Here is an 18,401-nt window from a genome sequence, read left to right as displayed (position 1 = left end):
GGTGGCCCTCCGCGGGGTCCGCGACAAGGGTTTGCGGGCTCCGGCGCCTGCTCTTGTGGTGCTCCGCGGCCGGGCCTACCGTTAAGCCGAGGGAGAGGTGGTCCGGCATGGAAATCTTCATGTGGTGGCTGGATATCAACATCGAGAGCAAGGAATGGCTGCGGGACAACCTGAGGGCAGAGGAACTGCCGCTGCAGGTGATCCAGCACATCGCTGAAGCCGGCGGTCCGCATCCCGACGACGTCAGCGGCGTCCTCACCGAGGCCGACTGGGACTTCATCGAGACGCAGTCGGAGTTTGTGGACTGAGGCTTCCCTGCACGGAAACTGTCTCGGGCCTTGCCCAAATACCCGTTGCGGCTCCCGCGCGTGCGTGGTTGCATGGGGTTCATGGCTACCGCAGAGAGTTATGTCTTAGCGATCGGGACCAAAAAAGGACTGTGGCTGGCAACCAGCACGGACCGCCAGGAATGGTCCCTCTCCGGCCCGCACTTCCTGATGAGCGAAGTCCCCAGCATCGGGATCGACACGCGGGACGGCCGAACCAGAATCCTCGTAGGCGTGCGCTCCGAAATCTGGGGCCCCACCGTCGCCCACTCCGACGACCTGGGCGCTACCTGGACCGAACCGGAGCACGGCGCAATCAAGTTCCCCGAGGACACGGAGGCGGCGCTTGAGCGCGTCTGGCAGATCCACCCCGACGCGGAGTCCCGTCCGGGGGTGGTGTGGGCGGGCTGCGAGCCGATCTCGGTGTGGAAATCCACCGACGGCGGCGAGCACTTCGAACTGAACCGCGGCCTCTGGGACCACCCACACCGGACTGAATGGGGATCCGGCTTCGGCGGCCCCGCGGCGCATTCGTTCGTGCTTGACCCAAACAGGGACCGTGTGCTGGTCGCGATGAGCACCGGCGGCGTCTACCGCTCGACGGATGCAGGAGGCTCCTGGGAGCCGCGCAACAAAGGCATCCAGGCGGAGTTCCTTCCAGACCAGTACCCAGAATTCGGGCAGTGCGTGCACAAGATCGCCGCGGATGCCGGCGTCGAGGGCCGCCTCTACGCGCAGAACCACGGCGGCGTGTACCGCACGGACGACGACGGCGGGAACTGGGAATCGATCGCGGAGGGCCTGCCCGCAGACTTCGGTTTCACAGTCTTGGCGCATCCCCGTCGAAGCGGAACCGCCTGGGTGATCCCCATGAAGGCTGAAAGCCATAGGATCCCGCCCGACGGCAAGCTTGCCGTCCACCGTACCGACGACGCGGGGGAAACCTGGCGGCGCCTGGACTCCGGCCTGCCGCAACACGAATACAACGCGGTGCTTCGCGATGCGGCAGCAGTGGATTCAGCTGAACCGACGGGCGTCTACTTCGGCACGCGCAGCGGTTTTGTCTATGCCAGTGCCGACGAGGGCGAGACGTTTACCGAGGTGGTCTCACACCTGCCGGACGTGCTGTGCGTCCGGGCCGCCGTCGTCGTCGGCGATTTTGCCGTCAGCGCCCCGGCGCCCGGATAGGGCCCGTCGTGGCTGACTTCACGGTCCTGCTGCCTGGTGTCCTGCAGCCACTCGTCGGCGGACAGTCCTGTCTGACTGCGTCCGCCGACGGGGCTGTGACCGTTGGACGGTTGCTGGACTCGGTGACCGGGGATTACCCGGTGCTGGCCCGGCGCTTGCGGGATGAAACCGGTGCGCTCCGCCGCTACGTGAATATTTACGTGAACGGCGATGAGGTCCGGCGTCTGAAGGGTCTGGATACGGAGGTTGTTGCCGGCCAGGAGGTGTTGATCATCCAGTCCGTGGCCGGCGGCTGAGTGGGCGCATGGGGTCAAGCCGGGCTTCAGGCGACCCGCCACACGCTGCATTCGTCGGTATTGATGGCTTTCCGCATGCCCGAGGCATGGTCCATGATCCAGACGACGCCGATTCCGGGTGCCGTTTCCTGGACCTTGCCCTTGCGGATGACCACGTCATCGTAGGCGGGTCCCACGGAGAGGCGGGCCTCGATTTCGTCGCCCCTGTGGAGCTGGGCAATGGCGCGGATACGTGTTGGGTGGCTTTGAACTTCCTTTAGCATCGTGACCTCCTGAGCGGGAGCTGGTGCCTGCACTTGCCGGCCATTCCAGTGTGGCGCGGCAATGTTGCCACGGTATTTCGCTGCGGTTAGCGTCCGGTTAGTTCTGCGCGTCGGGCGTGGGCGCGGGTTCGAACATGGAAGCGCGAGCGGACACTTGAGGCCCCAGAATCCGTGGATTTGGGGCCTCAAGTGTCCGCTCGCGCGGGGGAAGTGCTTCTATGCCCGTTTGTCGCTCATCAGGACCGTGCGTGCCTTTTCAAGGAAGGCGCTTCTGTCCTTTCGAAGCCTGAACATTGCCGAAAGCAGGAGGTTCATGTAGCCATGCCCCACCCAATTGGAATCATCGCCCAGTGCGTCTTCGAGCGACTTTCTGTTGAAGGGAATGAACGTCAATTCATTGGTCTCCCAGTCGTCCGGGGCAGCCCCCAGCTTTCTTGCACCCTGGATCGTGGCATTGGTCCATTTCGTCTGGGTGAGATTCACATGTCCCAACAGGGCCCACTCATAGCGGGTGACATCACACACGAGGCTGTGGAACGTGATTCTCTTCCGGATTTCCGGTTCGTCGTTGAGGTCGATTCCCAACTCCTCCTCGATGCCCCTTAGCGCTGTCAGATATGGGTCAGGCAGATCCGTCCTTGGGTCGATGTCCGCCGGGGCCATGCCCTCGTTCACGGAGATGTGCCGCAGATTCTTTGCGCTGCTGGCCTTGGCGCTGCGTTGGGTCAGCAGGAGATCGTCGTCAGCAGTTTCAATCGTGAGGTTGATGCCAAAGGAGTTCGAAAGGCCTGGCAGTATGTCCCGCAGATCTTCCGCAGTGAGGTCCTGTCCCTCGGCGGCCAGGTTCTTGCTCTGCTTCTCCCACGCGTTGGCTATGACCTGGAAGGTTGCGTAGTCTGTGACGGCATAGCCAAGGTCGATGGTGGGCTCTTCATCCGTGCCGATACGCGAAACGCTGATCCGTCGCAGGGCCAGTTTCTCCGCGTTCCAAGCTTCCGGGGCTGCATCCAGCTCCAACCGCCTGGCATCGATGCCTTCTTGCAGCTCGGCCGCTTGGCCGGGGCGAAGGGCTTGGCGCAGATCTTCAATCAAGACGTGTGCCGGCTGATCGGGAACTCGGCGGGCAGTGAGGTGATCGGGGGAGAATCCCCGGGGCGCAAACTGCCGGACATAAATCTGATGCCGGGCGGCACCGACGGCAAACGTCTCTGCCCCGCCGATGAGTTTCGCGTCCTGTGCCCGCCGCCGGCGTCGGTGGATTCTTCCGAACGTGTTGTACCACAGGGGTTGAATTACGCGGCCGGAGATATTGAAGAATTTCTCGGCCCCCACTCCAGCGGCCGCGCTGACGAAGGTGGTGAATGTAAAGGACCAAACCTCGGATACCCAGTCAGACATTGGGCCAGTATATGTGGCCCCCTTGGCCGGAAAGATGAATTCCGCATGCTCCGAACGAGCACTTGAGGCCCCAAATCCACGGATTTCGGGGCCTCAAGTGTCCGCTCGCGCGGGTCCGGCGTGGGTGCGGCGCCGGTGTCGCGCAGGGTGGCTTGACCGGGAGGCGACTGCCTATTTCAGGCCGAGCTCCGCTGTCGGGATCTTGCTGGATTCGCGGGCCGTGGAGGCCGATACCGCTGCGATGACACAGATGACTGCGGTGAAGATCGAGATCTGGATCCAGCCGCCGGCCTTGGTGCCGCCGATGGCCGTGACGATCGCGGGGGCGAAACCGGCCATGAGGAAGCCAAGCTGCGTGCCGATGGCCAGGCCGGAGAAGCGGACTCGCGTGCTGAACATTTCGCCGTAGAAGGACGGCCACACGGCGTTGGCGGCGGCGTAGCCGAAGGCAAAGTACACCGCGGACACCAGGAACATCAGCGGGACGATGCCGGATTCGAGGGTCAGCAGGAACACCGGCGTGAGGACCGCACTGGCCAGGGCGCCATAGATGAACACGGGCTTGCGGCCGATCTTGTCCGCCAGCATGCCGAACAGCGGCTGCGTGCCCAGAGCCACGAGGTTCGCCACAACCACCAGCCAGAGAGTGATGGTGCTGCTCACATGGGCTACGTCCTGGGCGTACTTGATGGCCAGGGTTCCGAACACGGTGCTCACTGCAGCGATGAACGCACAGCAGACCACGCGGAGGACGTCGCGCCAGTGCAGTTTGAGCAGATCGGCCACGGGCAGCTTGGAGATCTGGTGGTTCTTCTTGGCTTCGGCGAAGGCCGGCGGCTCGTGCAGGGTGCGGCGGATGAAGTATGCAACCAGCACAACGACGGCGCTCAGCCAGAACGGGATGCGCCAGCCGATGCCGTACTTGATCTCGTCAGGGAGCGCGACGACGGGGATGAAGACCAGGGCAGCGAGGATCTGGCCACCCTGGGTTCCGGTGAGCGTCCAGGAGGTGAAGAAGGACCGGCGGTTGTCCGGCGCGTGTTCAAGCGTCATGGAGGAGGCGCCGGCCTGCTCACCTGCGGCCGAGAGGCCCTGGCAGAGCCGGGCGAGGACCAGCAGAACCGGAGCCCACCAGCCGATGGTCTTGAAGTCGGGGAGGCAGCCGATCACGAACGTGGCGGCACCCATGAGCACGAGCGTGAACATGAGCACCTTCTGCCGGCCAATGCGGTCGCCGAAGTGTCCCAGGATGACTGCGCCGACCGGCCGGGCCACGTAGGCGAAGCCGAAGGTGGCGAAGGACATGATGGCCGCGTTGGCGTCCGCGCTGGGGAAGAAAACGTGCGGGAAGATCAGCGCGGCGGCCGAACCGAAGATGAAGAAGTCGTAGTACTCGACGGCGCTGCCGAGGAAGCTGGCAAGCGCGGCCTTCTTGGGCGTCCCGGCCGGGGCTGCGGTGCCCGGGACCGTGGACGGCTGGGTGTGGCTCATGGGGTTCCTTCGTGTGACGACGGTGTCGCGGATAAATCCAGGGTGCTGCGGTGCCGGTTTGTGGGTACCGCCGGCCGATCCATTCAGTAGCCACATGGTGAGAGCTACTTGCGTAATACAGAAATCATGGCTGTGAGCATGGTCACTTGTCAAGAACTTTATTCACCATCTAGAAATAGCTCTCACCATGTGAGAGCATTTAGCTTATGAATGTGAAAGAGGACACAAAAACCGACATGGTGGGCAAGGCCCTCGGGCTGCTGGTGCTGCTGGGTAATGAGCCGAAGGGCGCCAGCGCCTCGGAGCTGGCCAGGAATGCCGAGCTGCCGTTCAGCACCACCTACCGCCTGCTGGGCTCACTGACCCGCGACGGCTTTGTCGACTACGAGCCGGACGGCCGCCGCTACCATCTGGGCCTGCGCGTCTTCCAGCTGGGCCAGAGGGTGTCCAACCACCACGGTTTCGCAGCCACCGCGCTGCCGGTCCTGCAGCGCGTCACCGCCCGCACAGGCGAGGCCACCATCCTGTCCGTGCGCGACGGCGACCATCACCTGACCGTCAACAAGGTGGACGGTCCGCAGACTTTCCGTGTCACCAGCGATCCCGGCCACCTCGGCGCACTCCACACCACCTCGGTGGGCAAGGCGCTGATCGCCTTCGCCGACGACGCCGAGCGGCACCGGCTCGTCGAGGAGCTCGCGCTTGAGCCGCTCACCGAGTTCTCCATCACCGATCGCGACGCCTTCCGCCTCGAGATCGAACAGGTCCGGCGGCAGGGCTATGCGGTCATGGATGAGGAAAACGAGCTGGGCATGCGCGCCGTGGCCGTGCCTGTCCTCAACTCGCAGGGTCACGCCTTCGCCTCGCTCGCCACGGCCGTGCCGGTGTTCCGGCTCGGCATGGAGGCGCTCCTGGCCCACGTTCCCCTGCTCCAGGAGGCCGCGGCTGAACTAGCGGCGCGCCTGCCCCAGCGTTAGGCCCAACTGGGTCGCAATAGTGGTTGTTTTGGGCGCTCAGAACAACCACTACTGCCAGTCAGTTGGGTCTGCCAGCCGTTAGTCCGCAAAGCAAATGTTCGTGATAAGAACATGCGTGCGGAATGTGAACATGTGTAGTAATCTGAGTCAAGCACCCGGCCGGCCGGTGGCCCCCAAGGCGCCAACGGCCGCGGTGCTGAAGTCAAAGGAGCTTTAGGATGAGCAACCGAGCCGAGTCCGTACTGGCGGGCCTGATTGGCGAAGGCGTCATGCCGTCGCTCACGCCGCCCATGCACGAACGCGAAGCAGATGTGCAGGGCCTTCGCTTGCTGTACCGCCCCATCGACCTGCTGGAGCTGGCATTGCCGGCCGCCGCCGTCGGGGATCTCCTCATCGCAGCCCAGCGCATGGGCTTCAACGGCCTGAACATCACGCACCCGTGCAAGCAACTCGTGCTTGAGCACCTTGACGAAATCTCCGACGACGCCCGTCGCCTGGGTGCCGTCAATACGGTCCTCATTCAGGACGGCCGTTTCATCGGCCACAACACGGACTTCTCCGGCTTCGGCGCGGCACTGGCCTCCGGACTTCCAGATGCCAAGCTCAACCGCGTCGTCCAGCTCGGTGCGGGCGGTGCGGGGTCCGCCGTCGCCTACGCCCTGCTGACCGCCGGCGTCAGCACGCTGGACCTGGTGGACATGGATTCGGCGAGGGCCGCAGAGCGTGCCGCCGAACTCAGCGGACTCTTCCCGGCCGCCACGGTCACGCCGCACACTCCGGCCGAACTGCCTGAGCTGATGCCCCTGGCCGACGGCCTGGTGCACTGCACCCCGATCGGCATGGCCGCCCACCCGGGACTGCCGTTGGACACCGAGCTGCTGGAACCGCGGCACTGGGTTGCGGACATCGTCTACCGCCCCATCGAGACCCAGCTGGTGCGCGAGGCGCGCGCCAAGGGCTGCGACGTTCTCGACGGCGGCCGCATGGCAGTCGGTCAGGCGGCCGACGCTTTCCGGCTCTTCACAGGGCACGACGCCGACCGGGACCGCATGCGGGCCCACTTCCTCGAGCTGATCGCCATCGAGGATGCGCTGGCCGCTACGGAAGCACCGGCTTTCGCCAAGGCAGGCCGCTGATGCGCACCGGAATCGCCACGGTCTGCCTCTCCGGCACACTGAAAGAGAAGATGCAGGCCTGCGCCATCGCGGGCTTCGACGGCATCGAGATCTTCGAACAGGATCTGGTCACCTCGCCTCTGAGCCCCGAGGAAGTGCGGAAAATGGCCGCGGATCTGGGCTTGGGCCTGGATCTCTACCAGCCGTTCCGCGATTTCGACGGCGTCACCCCGGACCTGCTGAAGGCCAACCTCAAGCGGGCCGAGGCCAAGTTCAAGCTCATGTCCCGCCTTGGCATGGATACCATCCTGGTCTGCTCAAACGTCGCCACTGCAACGATCGACGACGACGAACTGCGCGCCTCCCAGCTGACGGAACTCGCCGAGCTGGCCGGGGCCCATGGCGTCAAGGTTGCCTACGAAGCCCTGGCCTGGGGAAAGTACGTCAGCGACTACGAGCACGCGCACCGGCTGGTGGAAATGGTGGACCACCCCAACCTCGGCACCTGCCTGGATTCCTTCCACATCCTGTCCCGCGACTGGGACACGGCACCGATCGAGCAGATCAACGCTGAGAAGATCTTCTTCGTCCAGGTTGCCGACGCCCCCAAGCTCTCCATGGACGTGCTCTCCTGGAGCCGCCACTACCGCGTGTTCCCGGGCGAAGGCCAGTTCGAGCTCGCCAAGTTCATGGGCCACGTGGTCCGCGCCGGCTACACGGGCCCGGTTTCCCTCGAGGTCTTCAACGACGTCTTCCGCCAGTCCGACGTCGAGCGGACTGCGGTCGACGCCATGCGCTCCCTGATCTGGCTGGAGGAGCAGAGCGCCAAATGGCTGGCGAGCACCTCCGAGGACGCCGCAGCGATCAACGGCAGCGCCTCCCGCCGTCGTTATCCCATGGAACTGGCCACGCTGCCCAAGGTGAACGAGCCGGCCGGCTTCAACTTCGCCGAGGTCAAGGCCGACGACACCGCACAGCTCGAGACGCTCCTGGGCCAGCTCGGCTTCGAGTTCGAGGGCCGCCACCGCACCAAGGACGTCCAGCTGTGGACCATGGGCCAGGCCCGCGTGATCATCAACGAGCAGGCCGCGTCGCACGCGGAACCGGCTATCGCCGCTTTGGGGTTCGACGTCGATTCGCCAGTGATTGCCTCCGCTCGCGCCCAGCAGCTCAAGGCGCCGGTGGTTGCCCGCAAGGTCCAGGCCGATGAGGAAGTCTTCCAGGGCATCTCCGCCCCGGACTCCACCGAGATCTTCCTGTGCCAGGGCAGCCCGGACGGCACTGCTGCCTGGACGCACGAGTTCGGCGAGGGGCTGGAACACTCCGGTGCCTCGCGGAACGCTGTGATTGACCACGTGAACCTGGCCCAGCCGTGGCAGCACTTCGACGAAGCTGTCCTCTTCTACACCAGCGCTTTGGCCCTGGAGCCGCAGCCGTTCGCCGAGGTCCCCAGCCCCAGCGGCCTGGTGCGCTCGCAGGTCATGGAAACCAGCAACGGCGCGGTCAGGCTGGTCCTCAACCTGGCCCCCGCGCAGCAGGCGCAGAGTGCACGCAAGACCTACCAGGAACACATCGCCTTCGCCGTGGACGACCTCGTGGCCACGGCCCGGTCCGCACGCGATCGCGGCCTCGAGTTCCTGGAGATTCCGGCCAACTACTACGAGGACCTGGACGCCCGGTTCGACCTCGAACCCGGCTTCCTGGCCACTCTCAAGGAGCTCAACCTCCTGTACGACCGGGACGCCAAGGGCGAATTCCTCCACTTCTACACCGCCACGGTTGGCAGCGTGTTCTTCGAAATGGTGGAACGCCGCGGCAACTACCACGGCTATGGAGCACCGAATGCCCCGGTTCGCCACGCCGTCCAATACGACTCGCTCCACCGCCACTGATTCAGACCATAAGGACCCATCCAACGAAGGGAGCCGGCTGTGCCGCAAGACCAGACCGTCCAACAGCTCGAATCCGATGAGCTCGTGCCCGCTGCTGAGCCACATGCCGGGCATGCATCGTCGGATGCCGCCGCGCACACGCAGGCGGATCTCAGTGCCGAGATCGGTGCCCTCAGCGCGGCCTACGCCCGGGCGCTGGCCGGCGTCGCAGCGCCGGAGACCCAGCCGCGCCTGGACTATGCGCCCTACCGCAGCAGCATCCTGCGCCACCCCACCAAGAGCCTGCACCACGCGGACCCGGAGACCATCGAGCTGTACTCGCCCGCGTTCGGGCACCAGGACGTGCACGCGCTGGAAGCGGACCTGACCATCCAGCACAACGGCGAACCGGTCGGTGAACGCATCATCGTCGCAGGCAAGGTGCTCGACGGGGACGGCCGCCCGGTGGCCGGGCAGCTCGTGGAGATCTGGCAGGCCAACGCCGCGGGCCGCTACATCCACAAGCGCGACCAGCACCCGGCCCCGCTGGATCCGAACTTCACCGGCGTGGGCCGCTGCATCACCGGCCCGGACGGCTCCTACCGCTTCACCACGATCAAGCCCGGCGCGTACCCGTGGAAGAACCACCTGAACGCCTGGCGCCCGGCGCACATCCACTTCTCGATGTTCGGCACGGAGTTCACGCAGCGCATCGTCACCCAGATGTACTTCCCGGGCGACCAGCTCTTCCCGCTGGACCCGATCTACCAGTCGATCGTGGACCAGGACGCCCGGGACCGGCTCGTGGCCCGGTACGACCACGAGCTGACCGGCCCCGAATGGGCCCTCGGCTACACGTGGGACATCATCCTGAGCGGGTCCCGGCGGACCTGGACGGAAAACGAAGCCTTCGGCGACGCCGGGGACGAGGAGTAGGCACATGAGCACCCTGACACCCACACCTTTGACACCCACACCGTTGACACCCACACCGGGCCAGACCGTCGGACCGTTCTACGGCTACGCCCTGCCCTTCAGCAAGGACAACGAGCTCCTGGCCCCGGGCAGCCCCGGCAGCATCCGCCTGCAGGGCACCGTGTACGACGGCGCCGGCCACGCCATCCCGGACGCCATCCTGGAGATCTGGCAGCCCGACGCCGGGGGCAACATCGTCCGGCGCACCGGTTCCCTGGTCCGCGACGGCTACACCTTCACCGGCTGGGGCCGCGCCGCGGTGGGCAACACCGGGGTGTACACCTTCACCACGGTCAACCCCGGCCCCACCAAGCCCGGCGGGGCCGCGTTCATCTCCGTGGCCGTGTTCGCCCGCGGCCTCATGAACCGCCTCTTCACCCGGATCTACCTGCCGGAAAACGAGGAAGCCCTCGCCAACGACCCGCTGCTGTCCTCCCTGGACCCGGAACGCCGCCGGACACTCATCGCCCGCCGCGACCCCGACGGAGGCCTCAGCTGGGACATCCGCCTGCAGGGCGGCGACGAGACCGTGTTCCTGGACTTCCAGCAGGACGGTTCGCTGGACCTGGCAACTGGCGATCTGGCAACGGAAAACCCGGCATGAGCGACGGCGACTTCGGCCTCCTCAGCCCCGTCTCGGCGTCGCCCGCTGTGGCGGCGCTGACGGGCGACCGTGCCGTGATCGCGGCAATCCTCGACGTCGAGGCCGCCTGGGCGGCTGTCCTCGAGGAGGCAGGGCTCGTCCCTGCCGGTTCCGCCGCTGTGGTGGCCGAAGCCGCCGATGCCGGCTCCTATGACGTCGCCTCGATCGCGGAACGGGCCCAGGGCGGCGGCAACCCGGTGATTCCCCTGCTGGGTGACCTCCGGGCAAGGGTCAAAGATCTGGACCCTGAAGGAATCGCGGGCAAGTCCGTCCACACCTCCCTGACCAGCCAGGACGTCCTCGACTCGGCCCTCATGGTGCTCGCCAGCCGCACGATTTCAGCGTTGCTGGTTGACGTAAAGGGCACGACGACGGCGCTCGCCACCTTGGCGGAACAGCATGCGGACACGCTGTGTGTGGGCAGGAGCCTGACGCAGCATGCGCTTCCGTACACGTTCGGGCTCAAGGCCGCGCAGTGGTTCCATGGGGTTGCTGCGGCGGCCGCGAGGCTGGAATCGCTTGAATTGCCGGTGCAGTTCGGTGGTGCCGGTGGAACGCTGGCATCGGGCACCAAGCTGACATTGGGTTCGGAGGCAACGCCGTTCAGCCTTGCCGATGCTTTGGCGTCAACGCTCGGACTCGCCTCGCCCGCAGCGCCCTGGCACACGAACCGCCTCGCGGTCACGGCTCTGGGTGACGGGCTTGCGGCCCTCATCGATTCCTTCGGCAAGATCGCCGCGGACCTGCTGTTCCTGAGCCGGCCCGAGGTGGGCGAACTCGGCGAACCGTTGGCCACCGGACGTGGTGTGTCCTCGGCCATGCCGCAGAAGCAGAATCCCGTGCTGTCCGTGCTCATCCGCAGCGCGGCATTGCAAGCACCCGGCCTGGCATCGCAGCTGCACCTTGCCGCGGCCACCTTCAACGACGAGCGCCCCGACGGTGCCTGGCACAGCGAATGGCCGGCCCTCCGCCAGCTGTTGGCCCTTGCTTTGGGCGCCGCTTCACAGCTGAGGGAGCTCACGGAAGGCCTCCGCGTCTTCCCCGAGGCCATGCGCCGCAACCTGGAAATCTCGGGCCCGCTGCTGCTCAGCGAAGGTGTGGCGGCCGCCGTCGCGCCTCTCCTTGGCGAGGACGGAAAGCAGAAGCTGCAGGGCGTCGTCGACGAAACGCTGAAGGCGCCGGCTGCCGAGCAGTCCCGTATCTACACCAAGCTGCTGCGCGAAACCGTCCCTGCTGACAAGCTCTCTGACGCCGAACTGCACGCACTCCTGGATCCCGCAAGCTACCTCGGCGAAGGGGCCGAGATTGCCCGCCGGATCCTCGCCGCCTACCCCGGCTTCGCGGCGTCTGCCGAAATCAATGGAACCTCATCGAAGGGAGCCACCCGTGCCTGAAACACCAACGGCCAGGCCAACTGTCAAGGCCGTGCTGCTCTCCCCGCAGCGCGAACTGGGAGCCAAGCCGCTCCTGGTGGTGGGCCCCTCGCTCGGCACCTCCACCGTGCTCTGGACCGAGGCGGCTGCCCTTCTGGGCGACGAATACGACGTCATCGCTTGGGACCTGCCCGGCCACGGCATCTCGCCGGCCGCCACGGAAGGCTTCGATGTCGCGGAACTGGCTGACGCCGTCGTCGATCTTGTCGACTCCGTGAGCCCCGGCGCGAACTTCCACTACGCCGGTGTCTCGCTGGGCGGCGCCACCGGCCTGCAGCTGGGCATCAAGCACGGCGACCGCCTCCGCAGCCTGTCCGTGCAGTGCAGCGGCGCCAAGCTCGGCACGCCCGAGGGCTGGCTGGAGCGCGCCGAAACCGTGCGCGCGCAGGGAACCCCGGTGATGATCCAGGGCTCCGCGCAGCGCTGGTTCGCCCCCGGGTTCATGGACCGCCGGCCCGAGGTCAGCAGCAGGCTCCTCCACGCCCTGCGCGACGCCGATCGCTTCAGCTACGCCTTCTGCTGCGAAGCCCTCGCCGCCTTCGACGTCCGCGCCCAGCTCGGCAGCATCACCGTCCCCACGCAGGCGATCGCCGGCGTCGAGGATTCCGTTGCCCCACCGTCGTTCGCTGAAGAGGTTGCCGCCGGCATCAAGGCCGGCGGCGGCAGTGCCGTGGCGGTGGCGCTCGACGGCGTCGCGCACCTCGCGCCCGCAGAGGCGCCGGCCGCTGTGGCTGATTTGATGCGGACCTTCATGAAGGAGAACGGACGATGACCATGAGTCCCCCACAGAGCAGCGACCCATCGCAGGGCGCCGTCCAGCCCGGCGCCACCGCGCAGGAGATCTACGACGCCGGCATGGTGGTCCGCCGCGGGGTGCTCGGCGACGCGCACGTGGACCGCGCCAACGCCGGGAAGGACGACTTCACCGGCGACTTCCAGGACATGATCACCCGGATCGCCTGGGGCGGCATCTGGACCCGGCCCGGCCTGGACCGGCGCATGCGCTCGGCCGTTACGATCACGGCGATGATCGCGCATGGGCACTGGGAAGAGCTCGCCATGCACATCCGTTCGGCACTCACCAACGGCCTGAGCCGGGACGAGATCAAGGAAATCCTGCTGCAGAGCGCCATCTACTGCGGCGTGCCCTCCGCCAACACCGCCTTCAAGACGGCCCAGAAGGTCTTCGCCGACATCGACGCAGTCACCCCACCCAACTAGGTCGCAGTAGGCGTCGTTTTGAGCCGTTGTGATGTCTCAGGACCTCGTGGACACTTCATGTCTCAGGACGTGGCGGGGCCGGTGTTTTCGGTGTCGCGTCCCAGGCTTCCTGCGGGGTCCGGCGCCCGGGCAGTGCTTGGTGTTCACGTTCGGTGTTGTAGTAGCGGTCGAAGGCGCGGACCTGGGCTTGCAGCACGGTCATCGTCTCGGCCGGCGGCTGCCGGCACGCGTTCGGCTGCGGGTAGACGAACCTTTGTTAGGCGCTGCGGGGCCTTTTCCTACTTCCGGATGGCCGCCAGCCGCGTCTCCAGGATCCGGCGCACCAATGAATCCGGCAGTGGATTGTCCGCAGAGAACCGCAACGTCCCCGGCGACCATGAGTAAGCCCCAAGCTCCTCGGCCATCCCCGGCAGGATCTGCCCGCTGAACGGGTACAGGGCCAGGTGGTTCTTGGTTTCGAGCACGCTCACGAAGCCTTTGCCTTCCACGAGCAAAGCAGGCATCCCGTAGCTGGTGCCCTCTTCGGCGTCGGGCGCTAACTCGCGCGCGATCTCGACAATGCGTTCCAGCGTCCCGCGGTTGGCTGCGCTGACGTCCTGCAGATAATCGGCGACGGTTCCCATAGGGACATGGTGCGCCATCCGACAGGAGTTTGTGTAATGATACGGCCCTTAAGAGCGTGTCCAAAGCGCCGTTTCTGTCCGCAAGATCGAAGGATCTTCCGCTCCGGGATCACCGCCAAGACGAAAAGCGGCGGGCAAGCGCAAGCCGCCTGCCCGCCGTCGTTCGTGTTGAGTTAGATGGTGCGCGTCGCCTTGGCGAGGTTGTCGCGGAGTTCGACGGCGTTCTGCCGGATCACGTAGGCAGGGCGGTCGCGCTCAGACCGCCAACTGTCCTCGAGCGGGCCGATGTTGACGGTGTCGAAGCCGAACTCGTCGTAGAGCCTGGTGACGAGTTCAGCGGCTTCGGGGAAGTCGCTGGCGGTGGCCAGTGCTCGCCGGTTTGGCGTACCTGCGGGGGTGCCGTCGGTGGTGATGTCCTTGGCGTAGAGGTGATTGAAGCCCTTGGCCACCTTGGAAGTGGGGAGATGCTTCTGGAGCAGCCCGGATGTCGTCGCTTCGCCGTTGTCCAGGGCCGTGATGTGGCCGTCTCGCTCCCAGTAGTAGTTATTGGTGTCGATGACGATCTTGCCCTCCAGCGGTGCCACCGGGATGTCCTGATAGTTCTTGAGGGGAACGGTCACGACGGCGAAATCGCCTGCCGCTGCTGCCTCGGCTGCCGTTGCGGCCCGGGCGCGGGGGCCCAGTTCCGTAACCAGGTCCGCCAAGGTTTCGGGACCCCGTGAATTGCTGATCACGACGTCGTAGCCATTTTCCACGGCCTTGCGTGCGACCTGGCTGCCAATGTGTCCTGCACCGATGATTCCGATTGTTGTCATGCTGGCGACAACAACATGTTGCAGACGCCTATTTCCCGCGTTACGCAATATGTCGGTGCCGCCCGCCGTCGAGCGTTTCCCGGCAGGCGGCGCCACGGGCGCTACCGCGTCAGCTTGGCCTCGTCCGGGTGCTCGTCGCCGATGTGGCCCGGGGCGTTGGCGGCCAGGACACGCTGCACGAAGGCGCTGTATTCCTCCATGTAGTGGCGCAGCAGCGCTGCCGTGCCCTCGTCCGTGACCGTCCCGTCCGCCGCGAAGCTCGCCGGATTGAACTTGATGTAGGCCTCCGGGGCGTTCAGCTGCGGCGCGTCGAGGAAGCTCAGCACGCTGCGCATGGAGGACTGCATGACGGCGGTGCCGATGCTGCCCGGCGAGGTGCCGATGATGCCCGTGGGCTTGCGGGCAAAGGAGTTGGTGCCCCAGGGCCGGGAACCCCAGTCGATGGCGTTCTTCAGCGCGCCGGGGATGGAGCGGTTGAATTCGGGCGAGATGAACAGGATGCCGTCCGAGGCCGCGATCGCGTCCTTGAGGGCCCGGCCGGCGGGCGGGTAGTCGGCGTCGTAATCCTGGCTGTAGAGCGGGAGGTCCTTGATGGGGATTTCGGTGAATTCGAGTTCCTCCGGCGCCACACTGATCAGCGCTTTGGACAGGACCCGGTTGATGGAGCTGCTGGACAGGCTCCCCACGAGGTAACCGATTTTGAAGGTGGCCATGGCTGCATTCCTTCCCGACGGCGCGGCAGAGCCGGCCCATCGACGGCGGGAACTGGGGGCTCCCAGCTCATGGCGAGCATAGTTCAGCCTCCCGTCATTGGGAACGGCCACCCTACTGCCGTGCCGGAGCCGCGGGCCATAGACTCTAGCCAACAATGACTCTGTCCGGGAGGGGAGCATCCGGTGTTGCTGGGCGTAGCGAGGGAGCGGATCGACGGCGAACGGCGGGTGGCGGCAACGCCCGAGACGGTGAAGCAGCTGACCGGGCTGGGCCTGGACGTGGTGGTCGAAAGCGGGGCCGGGCTCGCCGCCGGGCACAGCGACGACGACTACCGGAACGCGGGCGCCGCCGTCGAGCCTTCCCTGGTTCCCGGCAGCCTGGACGTCTACGCCCACGTCCGCCCGCTGGAACCCGCGACGGCGGCAGCCCTCCGGAAGGGTGCCGTCACCGTGGGCCTGGCCTCGCCGTCGTCGGCGCTGCCCACCGTCCGCGCGCTCGCCGCCGCCGGCGTGACCTCCTTCGCCCTGGAGCTGGTCCCGCGCATCTCCCGCGCCCAGTCCATGGACGCCCTCTCCTCGCAGGCCCTCGTGGCCGGGTACCGCTGCGTGCTGGAGGCCGCGATCCGGCTGCCGCGCTTCTTCCCGCTCTACATGACCGCCGCAGGGACCGTGCCGCCCGCCCGCGTGCTGGTGCTCGGCGCCGGCGTGGCCGGGCTGCAGGCCATCGGCACCGCCAAACGGCTCGGCGCCCGCGTCTCCGCCAACGACATCCGGCCCGCCTCGGCCGACGAGGTCGCCTCGATGGGCGGCACGTTCATCAAGCTGGACCTTGAGACGGCGGAGGCCTCAGGCGGCTACGCCCGCGAGCTCAGCGCCGACCGCGGCGCCCTGCAGCGGGAGCTTCTTGCCCCGCATGTGGCGCTGGCGGACGTGCTGATCACGACGGCGGCCGTGCCCGGCAGGCGGGCCCCGCTGCTGGTGAGCCGAGACATGGTGCAGGGCATGCGCCCCGGCTCGGTGGTGATCGACCTTGCCGCGGAATCCGGCGGCAACGTGGAGGGCTCCGTCCCCGGCGAGGACGTCCTGGTGCCCACGGCCGACGGTCAGGGCCAGGTCACGCTGGTGGGGCTGAAGGATCCGGCGTCGGCCATGCCATCGGACGCCTCGCGGCTCTACGCCAAGAACGTGGCCAACCTCCTCGCGCTCATGGTCCGGGACGGGACCGTGGCCCCCGATTTCGGGGACGAGGTGGTGGCCGGCGCGTGCCTCACGCACGACGGCGAGATCCGGCACGGCCCGACGGCGGAGGCGCTCGCGGCCCTCGACGCTGCGGACGCGGACGACGTTCCTGCGGAGTCCGAGAACGAAGGAGTGAACTGATGGACGGCATCAGCCTGCTGACGATCACCGTGCTGGCGGTCTTCGTGGGCTTCGAGGTGGTTTCCAAGGTCTCCAGCACCCTGCACACGCCCCTCATGTCCGGGGCCAACGCCATCCACGGCATCATCCTGGTGGGCGCCATCATCGTGGCCGGCCAGGCCTCGGACCCATGGGTGCTCGCGGTGGCGCTGCTCGCCGTGGTCCTCGCCACCGCCAACCTGGTGGGCGGCTTCGTGGTGACCGACCGCATGCTGGAGATGTTCGGCGGCAAGGGGCGCACCAAATGACCCTCCTCGCCCCGGTCTGGACCGCGCTGCTCTACCTGGCCGCGGCCGTGTGCTTCATCCTCGCCCTCAGGGGCCTGAGCTCGCCGCGCACCGCCCGGCGCGGCAACCTGCTGGGCGCCTTCGGTGCGCTGCTCGCCGTCGCCACGGTCTTCGTCTCGGTGAAGATGGACAACATTCCCTGGATCCTGGGCGCCATCGCGGTGGGAAGCGCGGTGGCCGCACCGGTGGCCCGGCGGGTGCAGATGACGCAGATGCCGCAGCTCGTGGCGCTGTTCAACGGGGTGGGCGGCGGCGCCGCGGCGCTCGTGGCCCTGCTCGAGCTCGGCCACACCGGCGACGCCTGGGTGCGTGTGGCCATCGTGTTCACGCTGCTGGTGGGGGCCGTGTCCTTCGCCGGTTCGGCTATCACGTTCGCCAAGCTGCAGGAGCTCATGACCACCCGCCCCGTGCTCTTCCCGGGCCTGCCCGTGCTCATGGGGGCCGTGCTGCTGGTCGCGGTGGGCGCCGCCGTCGCGATCGTGTTCAGCGGTTCCTTCCCGCTCGCCCTGCTGCTCTTGGCGCTGGGGCTGATGGCCGGCGTGCTGCTGGTGCTGCCGGTGGGCGGCGCGGACGTGCCCATCGTCATTTCGCTGCTGAACGCCTTCACCGGCCTGGCCGTGGCCGCGTCCGGCCTGGTGCTGGGCAACGTGCTGCTGGTGGTGGCCGGAACGCTGGTGGGCGCCTCCGGTACCATCCTCACCCGCGCCATGGCCGCGGCCATGGGCCGCAAGGTCACCGGCATCCTGTTCGGCGCCTTCCGGGGAGGCTCGACGGCGGGATCGACCACGGCGAGCGATCGCCCCGTGCGCTCCTCCAGCGCGGAGGACGTCGCGGTGCTCCTGGGCTACGCGCAACGCGTCATCATCGTGCCCGGCTACGGCCTGGCCGTGGCGCAGGGGCAGCACACCGCGGCCGAACTCGCCCTGGCGCTCGAGGCGCGCGGGATCGACGTGGACTTCGCCATCCACCCCGTGGCCGGCCGCATGCCGGGGCACATGAACGTGCTCCTCGCCGAGGCCAACGTACCCTACGAGTCGCTCAAGGAGATGGGCGAGATCAACTCCGAATTCAGGACCGCCGACGTCGCACTCGTGGTGGGCGCCAACGACGTCGTCAATCCCGCCGCCAAGACCAGCGCCGGCTCACCGATCTACGGCATGCCCATCCTCGAGGTGGCCGACGCCCGTCAGGTGGTGTTCCTGAAGCGCTCCATGCGGCCAGGCTTCGCCGGGATCGAGAACGAGCTGCTGTACGAACCGCAGACCACCCTGCTGTTCGGCGACGCCAAGGAGTCGCTGACCAAGGTGCTGGGCGCAGTCAAAGCGCTGTAGGGCGCGGGCGAGGCTT

At 66.9% G+C, this 18,401-nt stretch carries 20 protein-coding genes and 1 pseudogene; 14 read left to right on the top strand and 7 right to left on the bottom strand.

The window, feature by feature from the left end; all coding sequences use genetic code 11:
- The first annotated feature begins 107 nt into the window (after window positions 1–107).
- The 3 genes from NVV90_RS20420 (at window position 108) to NVV90_RS20410 (ending at window position 1,810) form a co-directional block, all read left to right on the top strand.
- A complete protein-coding gene (locus NVV90_RS20420; protein ID WP_258439062.1) occupies window positions 108–308 on the top strand; it encodes a hypothetical protein in 201 nt (66 codons plus the stop codon).
- Window positions 309–380: 72 nt separating this feature from the next.
- Window positions 381–1,514 carry an exo-alpha-sialidase gene (locus NVV90_RS20415; protein ID WP_258439061.1) on the top strand — a complete coding sequence of 378 codons (1,134 nt, stop codon included), beginning with the start codon at window positions 381–383 and terminating at the stop codon, window positions 1,512–1,514.
- Window positions 1,515–1,522: 8 nt separating this feature from the next.
- Window positions 1,523–1,810 carry a MoaD/ThiS family protein gene (locus NVV90_RS20410; protein ID WP_258439060.1) on the top strand — a complete coding sequence of 96 codons (288 nt, stop codon included), beginning with the start codon at window positions 1,523–1,525 and terminating at the stop codon, window positions 1,808–1,810.
- Window positions 1,811–1,836: 26 nt separating this feature from the next.
- Here the strand turns inward: NVV90_RS20410 and NVV90_RS20405 are convergent, their stop codons facing one another.
- The 3 genes from NVV90_RS20405 to NVV90_RS20395 form a co-directional block, all read right to left on the bottom strand.
- Window positions 1,837–2,073: a hypothetical protein gene (locus NVV90_RS20405; protein ID WP_258439059.1), complete on the bottom strand. Its 237-nt coding sequence runs from the start codon at window positions 2,071–2,073 to the stop codon at window positions 1,837–1,839.
- Window positions 2,074–2,289: 216 nt separating this feature from the next.
- Window positions 2,290–3,471: a hypothetical protein gene (locus NVV90_RS20400; protein WP_258439058.1), complete on the bottom strand. Its 1,182-nt coding sequence runs from the start codon at window positions 3,469–3,471 to the stop codon at window positions 2,290–2,292.
- 171 nt (window positions 3,472–3,642) lie between these two features.
- Window positions 3,643–4,962, bottom strand: a complete 1,320-nt coding sequence (locus NVV90_RS20395; protein WP_258439057.1) for an MFS transporter — start codon at window positions 4,960–4,962, stop codon at window positions 3,643–3,645.
- Window positions 4,963–5,168: 206 nt separating this feature from the next.
- Here NVV90_RS20395 and NVV90_RS20390 point away from each other — a divergent pair, with 206 nt between their 5' ends.
- The 8 genes from NVV90_RS20390 to pcaC all read left to right on the top strand — a co-directional run bounded on the left by NVV90_RS20390 (window position 5,169) and on the right by pcaC (window position 13,197).
- Window positions 5,169–5,939, top strand: coding sequence for an IclR family transcriptional regulator (locus tag NVV90_RS20390; RefSeq protein ID WP_258439056.1), 771 nt, complete (start codon window positions 5,169–5,171; stop codon window positions 5,937–5,939).
- A 218-nt stretch (window positions 5,940–6,157) separates the two neighbouring features.
- On the top strand, window positions 6,158–7,075 hold the full coding sequence (locus tag NVV90_RS20385) for a shikimate dehydrogenase (RefSeq protein ID WP_258439055.1): 918 nt from the start codon (window positions 6,158–6,160) through the stop codon (window positions 7,073–7,075).
- On the top strand, window positions 7,075–8,946 hold the full coding sequence (locus tag NVV90_RS20380) for a bifunctional sugar phosphate isomerase/epimerase/4-hydroxyphenylpyruvate dioxygenase family protein (RefSeq protein ID WP_258439054.1): 1,872 nt from the start codon (window positions 7,075–7,077) through the stop codon (window positions 8,944–8,946). The genes NVV90_RS20385 and NVV90_RS20380 overlap by 1 nt, the downstream gene beginning before the upstream one ends.
- Before the next feature lie 39 nt (window positions 8,947–8,985).
- Window positions 8,986–9,861, top strand: coding sequence for a protocatechuate 3,4-dioxygenase subunit beta (gene pcaH / locus NVV90_RS20375; protein ID WP_258439053.1), 876 nt, complete (start codon window positions 8,986–8,988; stop codon window positions 9,859–9,861).
- A gap of 4 nt (window positions 9,862–9,865) precedes the next feature.
- Entirely contained in the window at window positions 9,866–10,504 is a 639-nt protein-coding gene (gene pcaG / locus NVV90_RS20370; protein WP_258439052.1) for a protocatechuate 3,4-dioxygenase subunit alpha, read from the top strand.
- Complete coding sequence (locus NVV90_RS20365; RefSeq protein WP_258439051.1) at window positions 10,501–11,937, top strand: adenylosuccinate lyase family protein; 1,437 nt, start codon at window positions 10,501–10,503, stop codon at window positions 11,935–11,937. Before pcaG ends, NVV90_RS20365 begins: the two co-directional genes overlap by 4 nt.
- Complete coding sequence (locus NVV90_RS20360; protein ID WP_258439050.1) at window positions 11,930–12,748, top strand: alpha/beta hydrolase; 819 nt, start codon at window positions 11,930–11,932, stop codon at window positions 12,746–12,748. Before NVV90_RS20365 ends, NVV90_RS20360 begins: the two co-directional genes overlap by 8 nt.
- A 2-nt stretch (window positions 12,749–12,750) precedes the next feature.
- Entirely contained in the window at window positions 12,751–13,197 is a 447-nt protein-coding gene (pcaC, locus tag NVV90_RS20355; RefSeq protein ID WP_258439049.1) for a 4-carboxymuconolactone decarboxylase, read from the top strand.
- 88 nt (window positions 13,198–13,285) lie between these two features.
- Here the strand turns inward: pcaC and NVV90_RS20350 are convergent.
- From NVV90_RS20350 to NVV90_RS20335, 4 genes and pseudogenes are all read right to left on the bottom strand, one after another.
- Window positions 13,286–13,420, bottom strand: a pseudogene (locus NVV90_RS20350) (IS481 family transposase); the annotation flags it as partial.
- Window positions 13,421–13,475: 55 nt separating this feature from the next.
- The gene (locus tag NVV90_RS20345) at window positions 13,476–13,820 is read right to left on the bottom strand and encodes an iron chaperone (protein ID WP_258439048.1); all 345 of its coding nucleotides are present in this window, start codon (window positions 13,818–13,820) and stop codon (window positions 13,476–13,478) included.
- 173 nt (window positions 13,821–13,993) lie between these two features.
- Complete coding sequence (locus tag NVV90_RS20340; protein WP_258439047.1) at window positions 13,994–14,635, bottom strand: NADPH-dependent F420 reductase; 642 nt, start codon at window positions 14,633–14,635, stop codon at window positions 13,994–13,996.
- A 101-nt stretch (window positions 14,636–14,736) separates the two neighbouring features.
- Window positions 14,737–15,348, bottom strand: a complete 612-nt coding sequence (locus NVV90_RS20335; RefSeq protein WP_258439046.1) for an NADPH-dependent FMN reductase — start codon at window positions 15,346–15,348, stop codon at window positions 14,737–14,739.
- Between the two features lie 183 nt (window positions 15,349–15,531).
- On the opposite strand from NVV90_RS20335, the gene NVV90_RS20330 reads away from it, so the two are divergent.
- From NVV90_RS20330 to NVV90_RS20320, 3 genes are read left to right on the top strand one after another with little or no spacing between them, the layout of a single operon-like run.
- Complete coding sequence (locus tag NVV90_RS20330) at window positions 15,532–16,728, top strand: Re/Si-specific NAD(P)(+) transhydrogenase subunit alpha (RefSeq protein ID WP_258439045.1); 1,197 nt, start codon at window positions 15,532–15,534, stop codon at window positions 16,726–16,728.
- Complete coding sequence (locus NVV90_RS20325; protein ID WP_258439044.1) at window positions 16,728–17,015, top strand: NAD(P) transhydrogenase subunit alpha; 288 nt, start codon at window positions 16,728–16,730, stop codon at window positions 17,013–17,015. The genes NVV90_RS20330 and NVV90_RS20325 overlap by 1 nt, the downstream gene beginning before the upstream one ends.
- On the top strand, window positions 17,012–18,385 hold the full coding sequence (locus NVV90_RS20320) for an NAD(P)(+) transhydrogenase (Re/Si-specific) subunit beta (protein WP_258439043.1): 1,374 nt from the start codon (window positions 17,012–17,014) through the stop codon (window positions 18,383–18,385). The genes NVV90_RS20325 and NVV90_RS20320 overlap by 4 nt, the downstream gene beginning before the upstream one ends.
- Window positions 18,386–18,401: the final 16 nt, after the last annotated feature.

It is taken from the genome of Arthrobacter sp. CJ23, from assembly GCF_024741795.1.
In the GTDB taxonomy this organism is placed as follows: Bacteria; Actinomycetota; Actinomycetes; order Actinomycetales; family Micrococcaceae; genus Arthrobacter.
The sequence above is the reverse complement of the archived record's forward strand: the minus strand, read 5'-3'. Positions and strand labels throughout refer to the sequence as shown.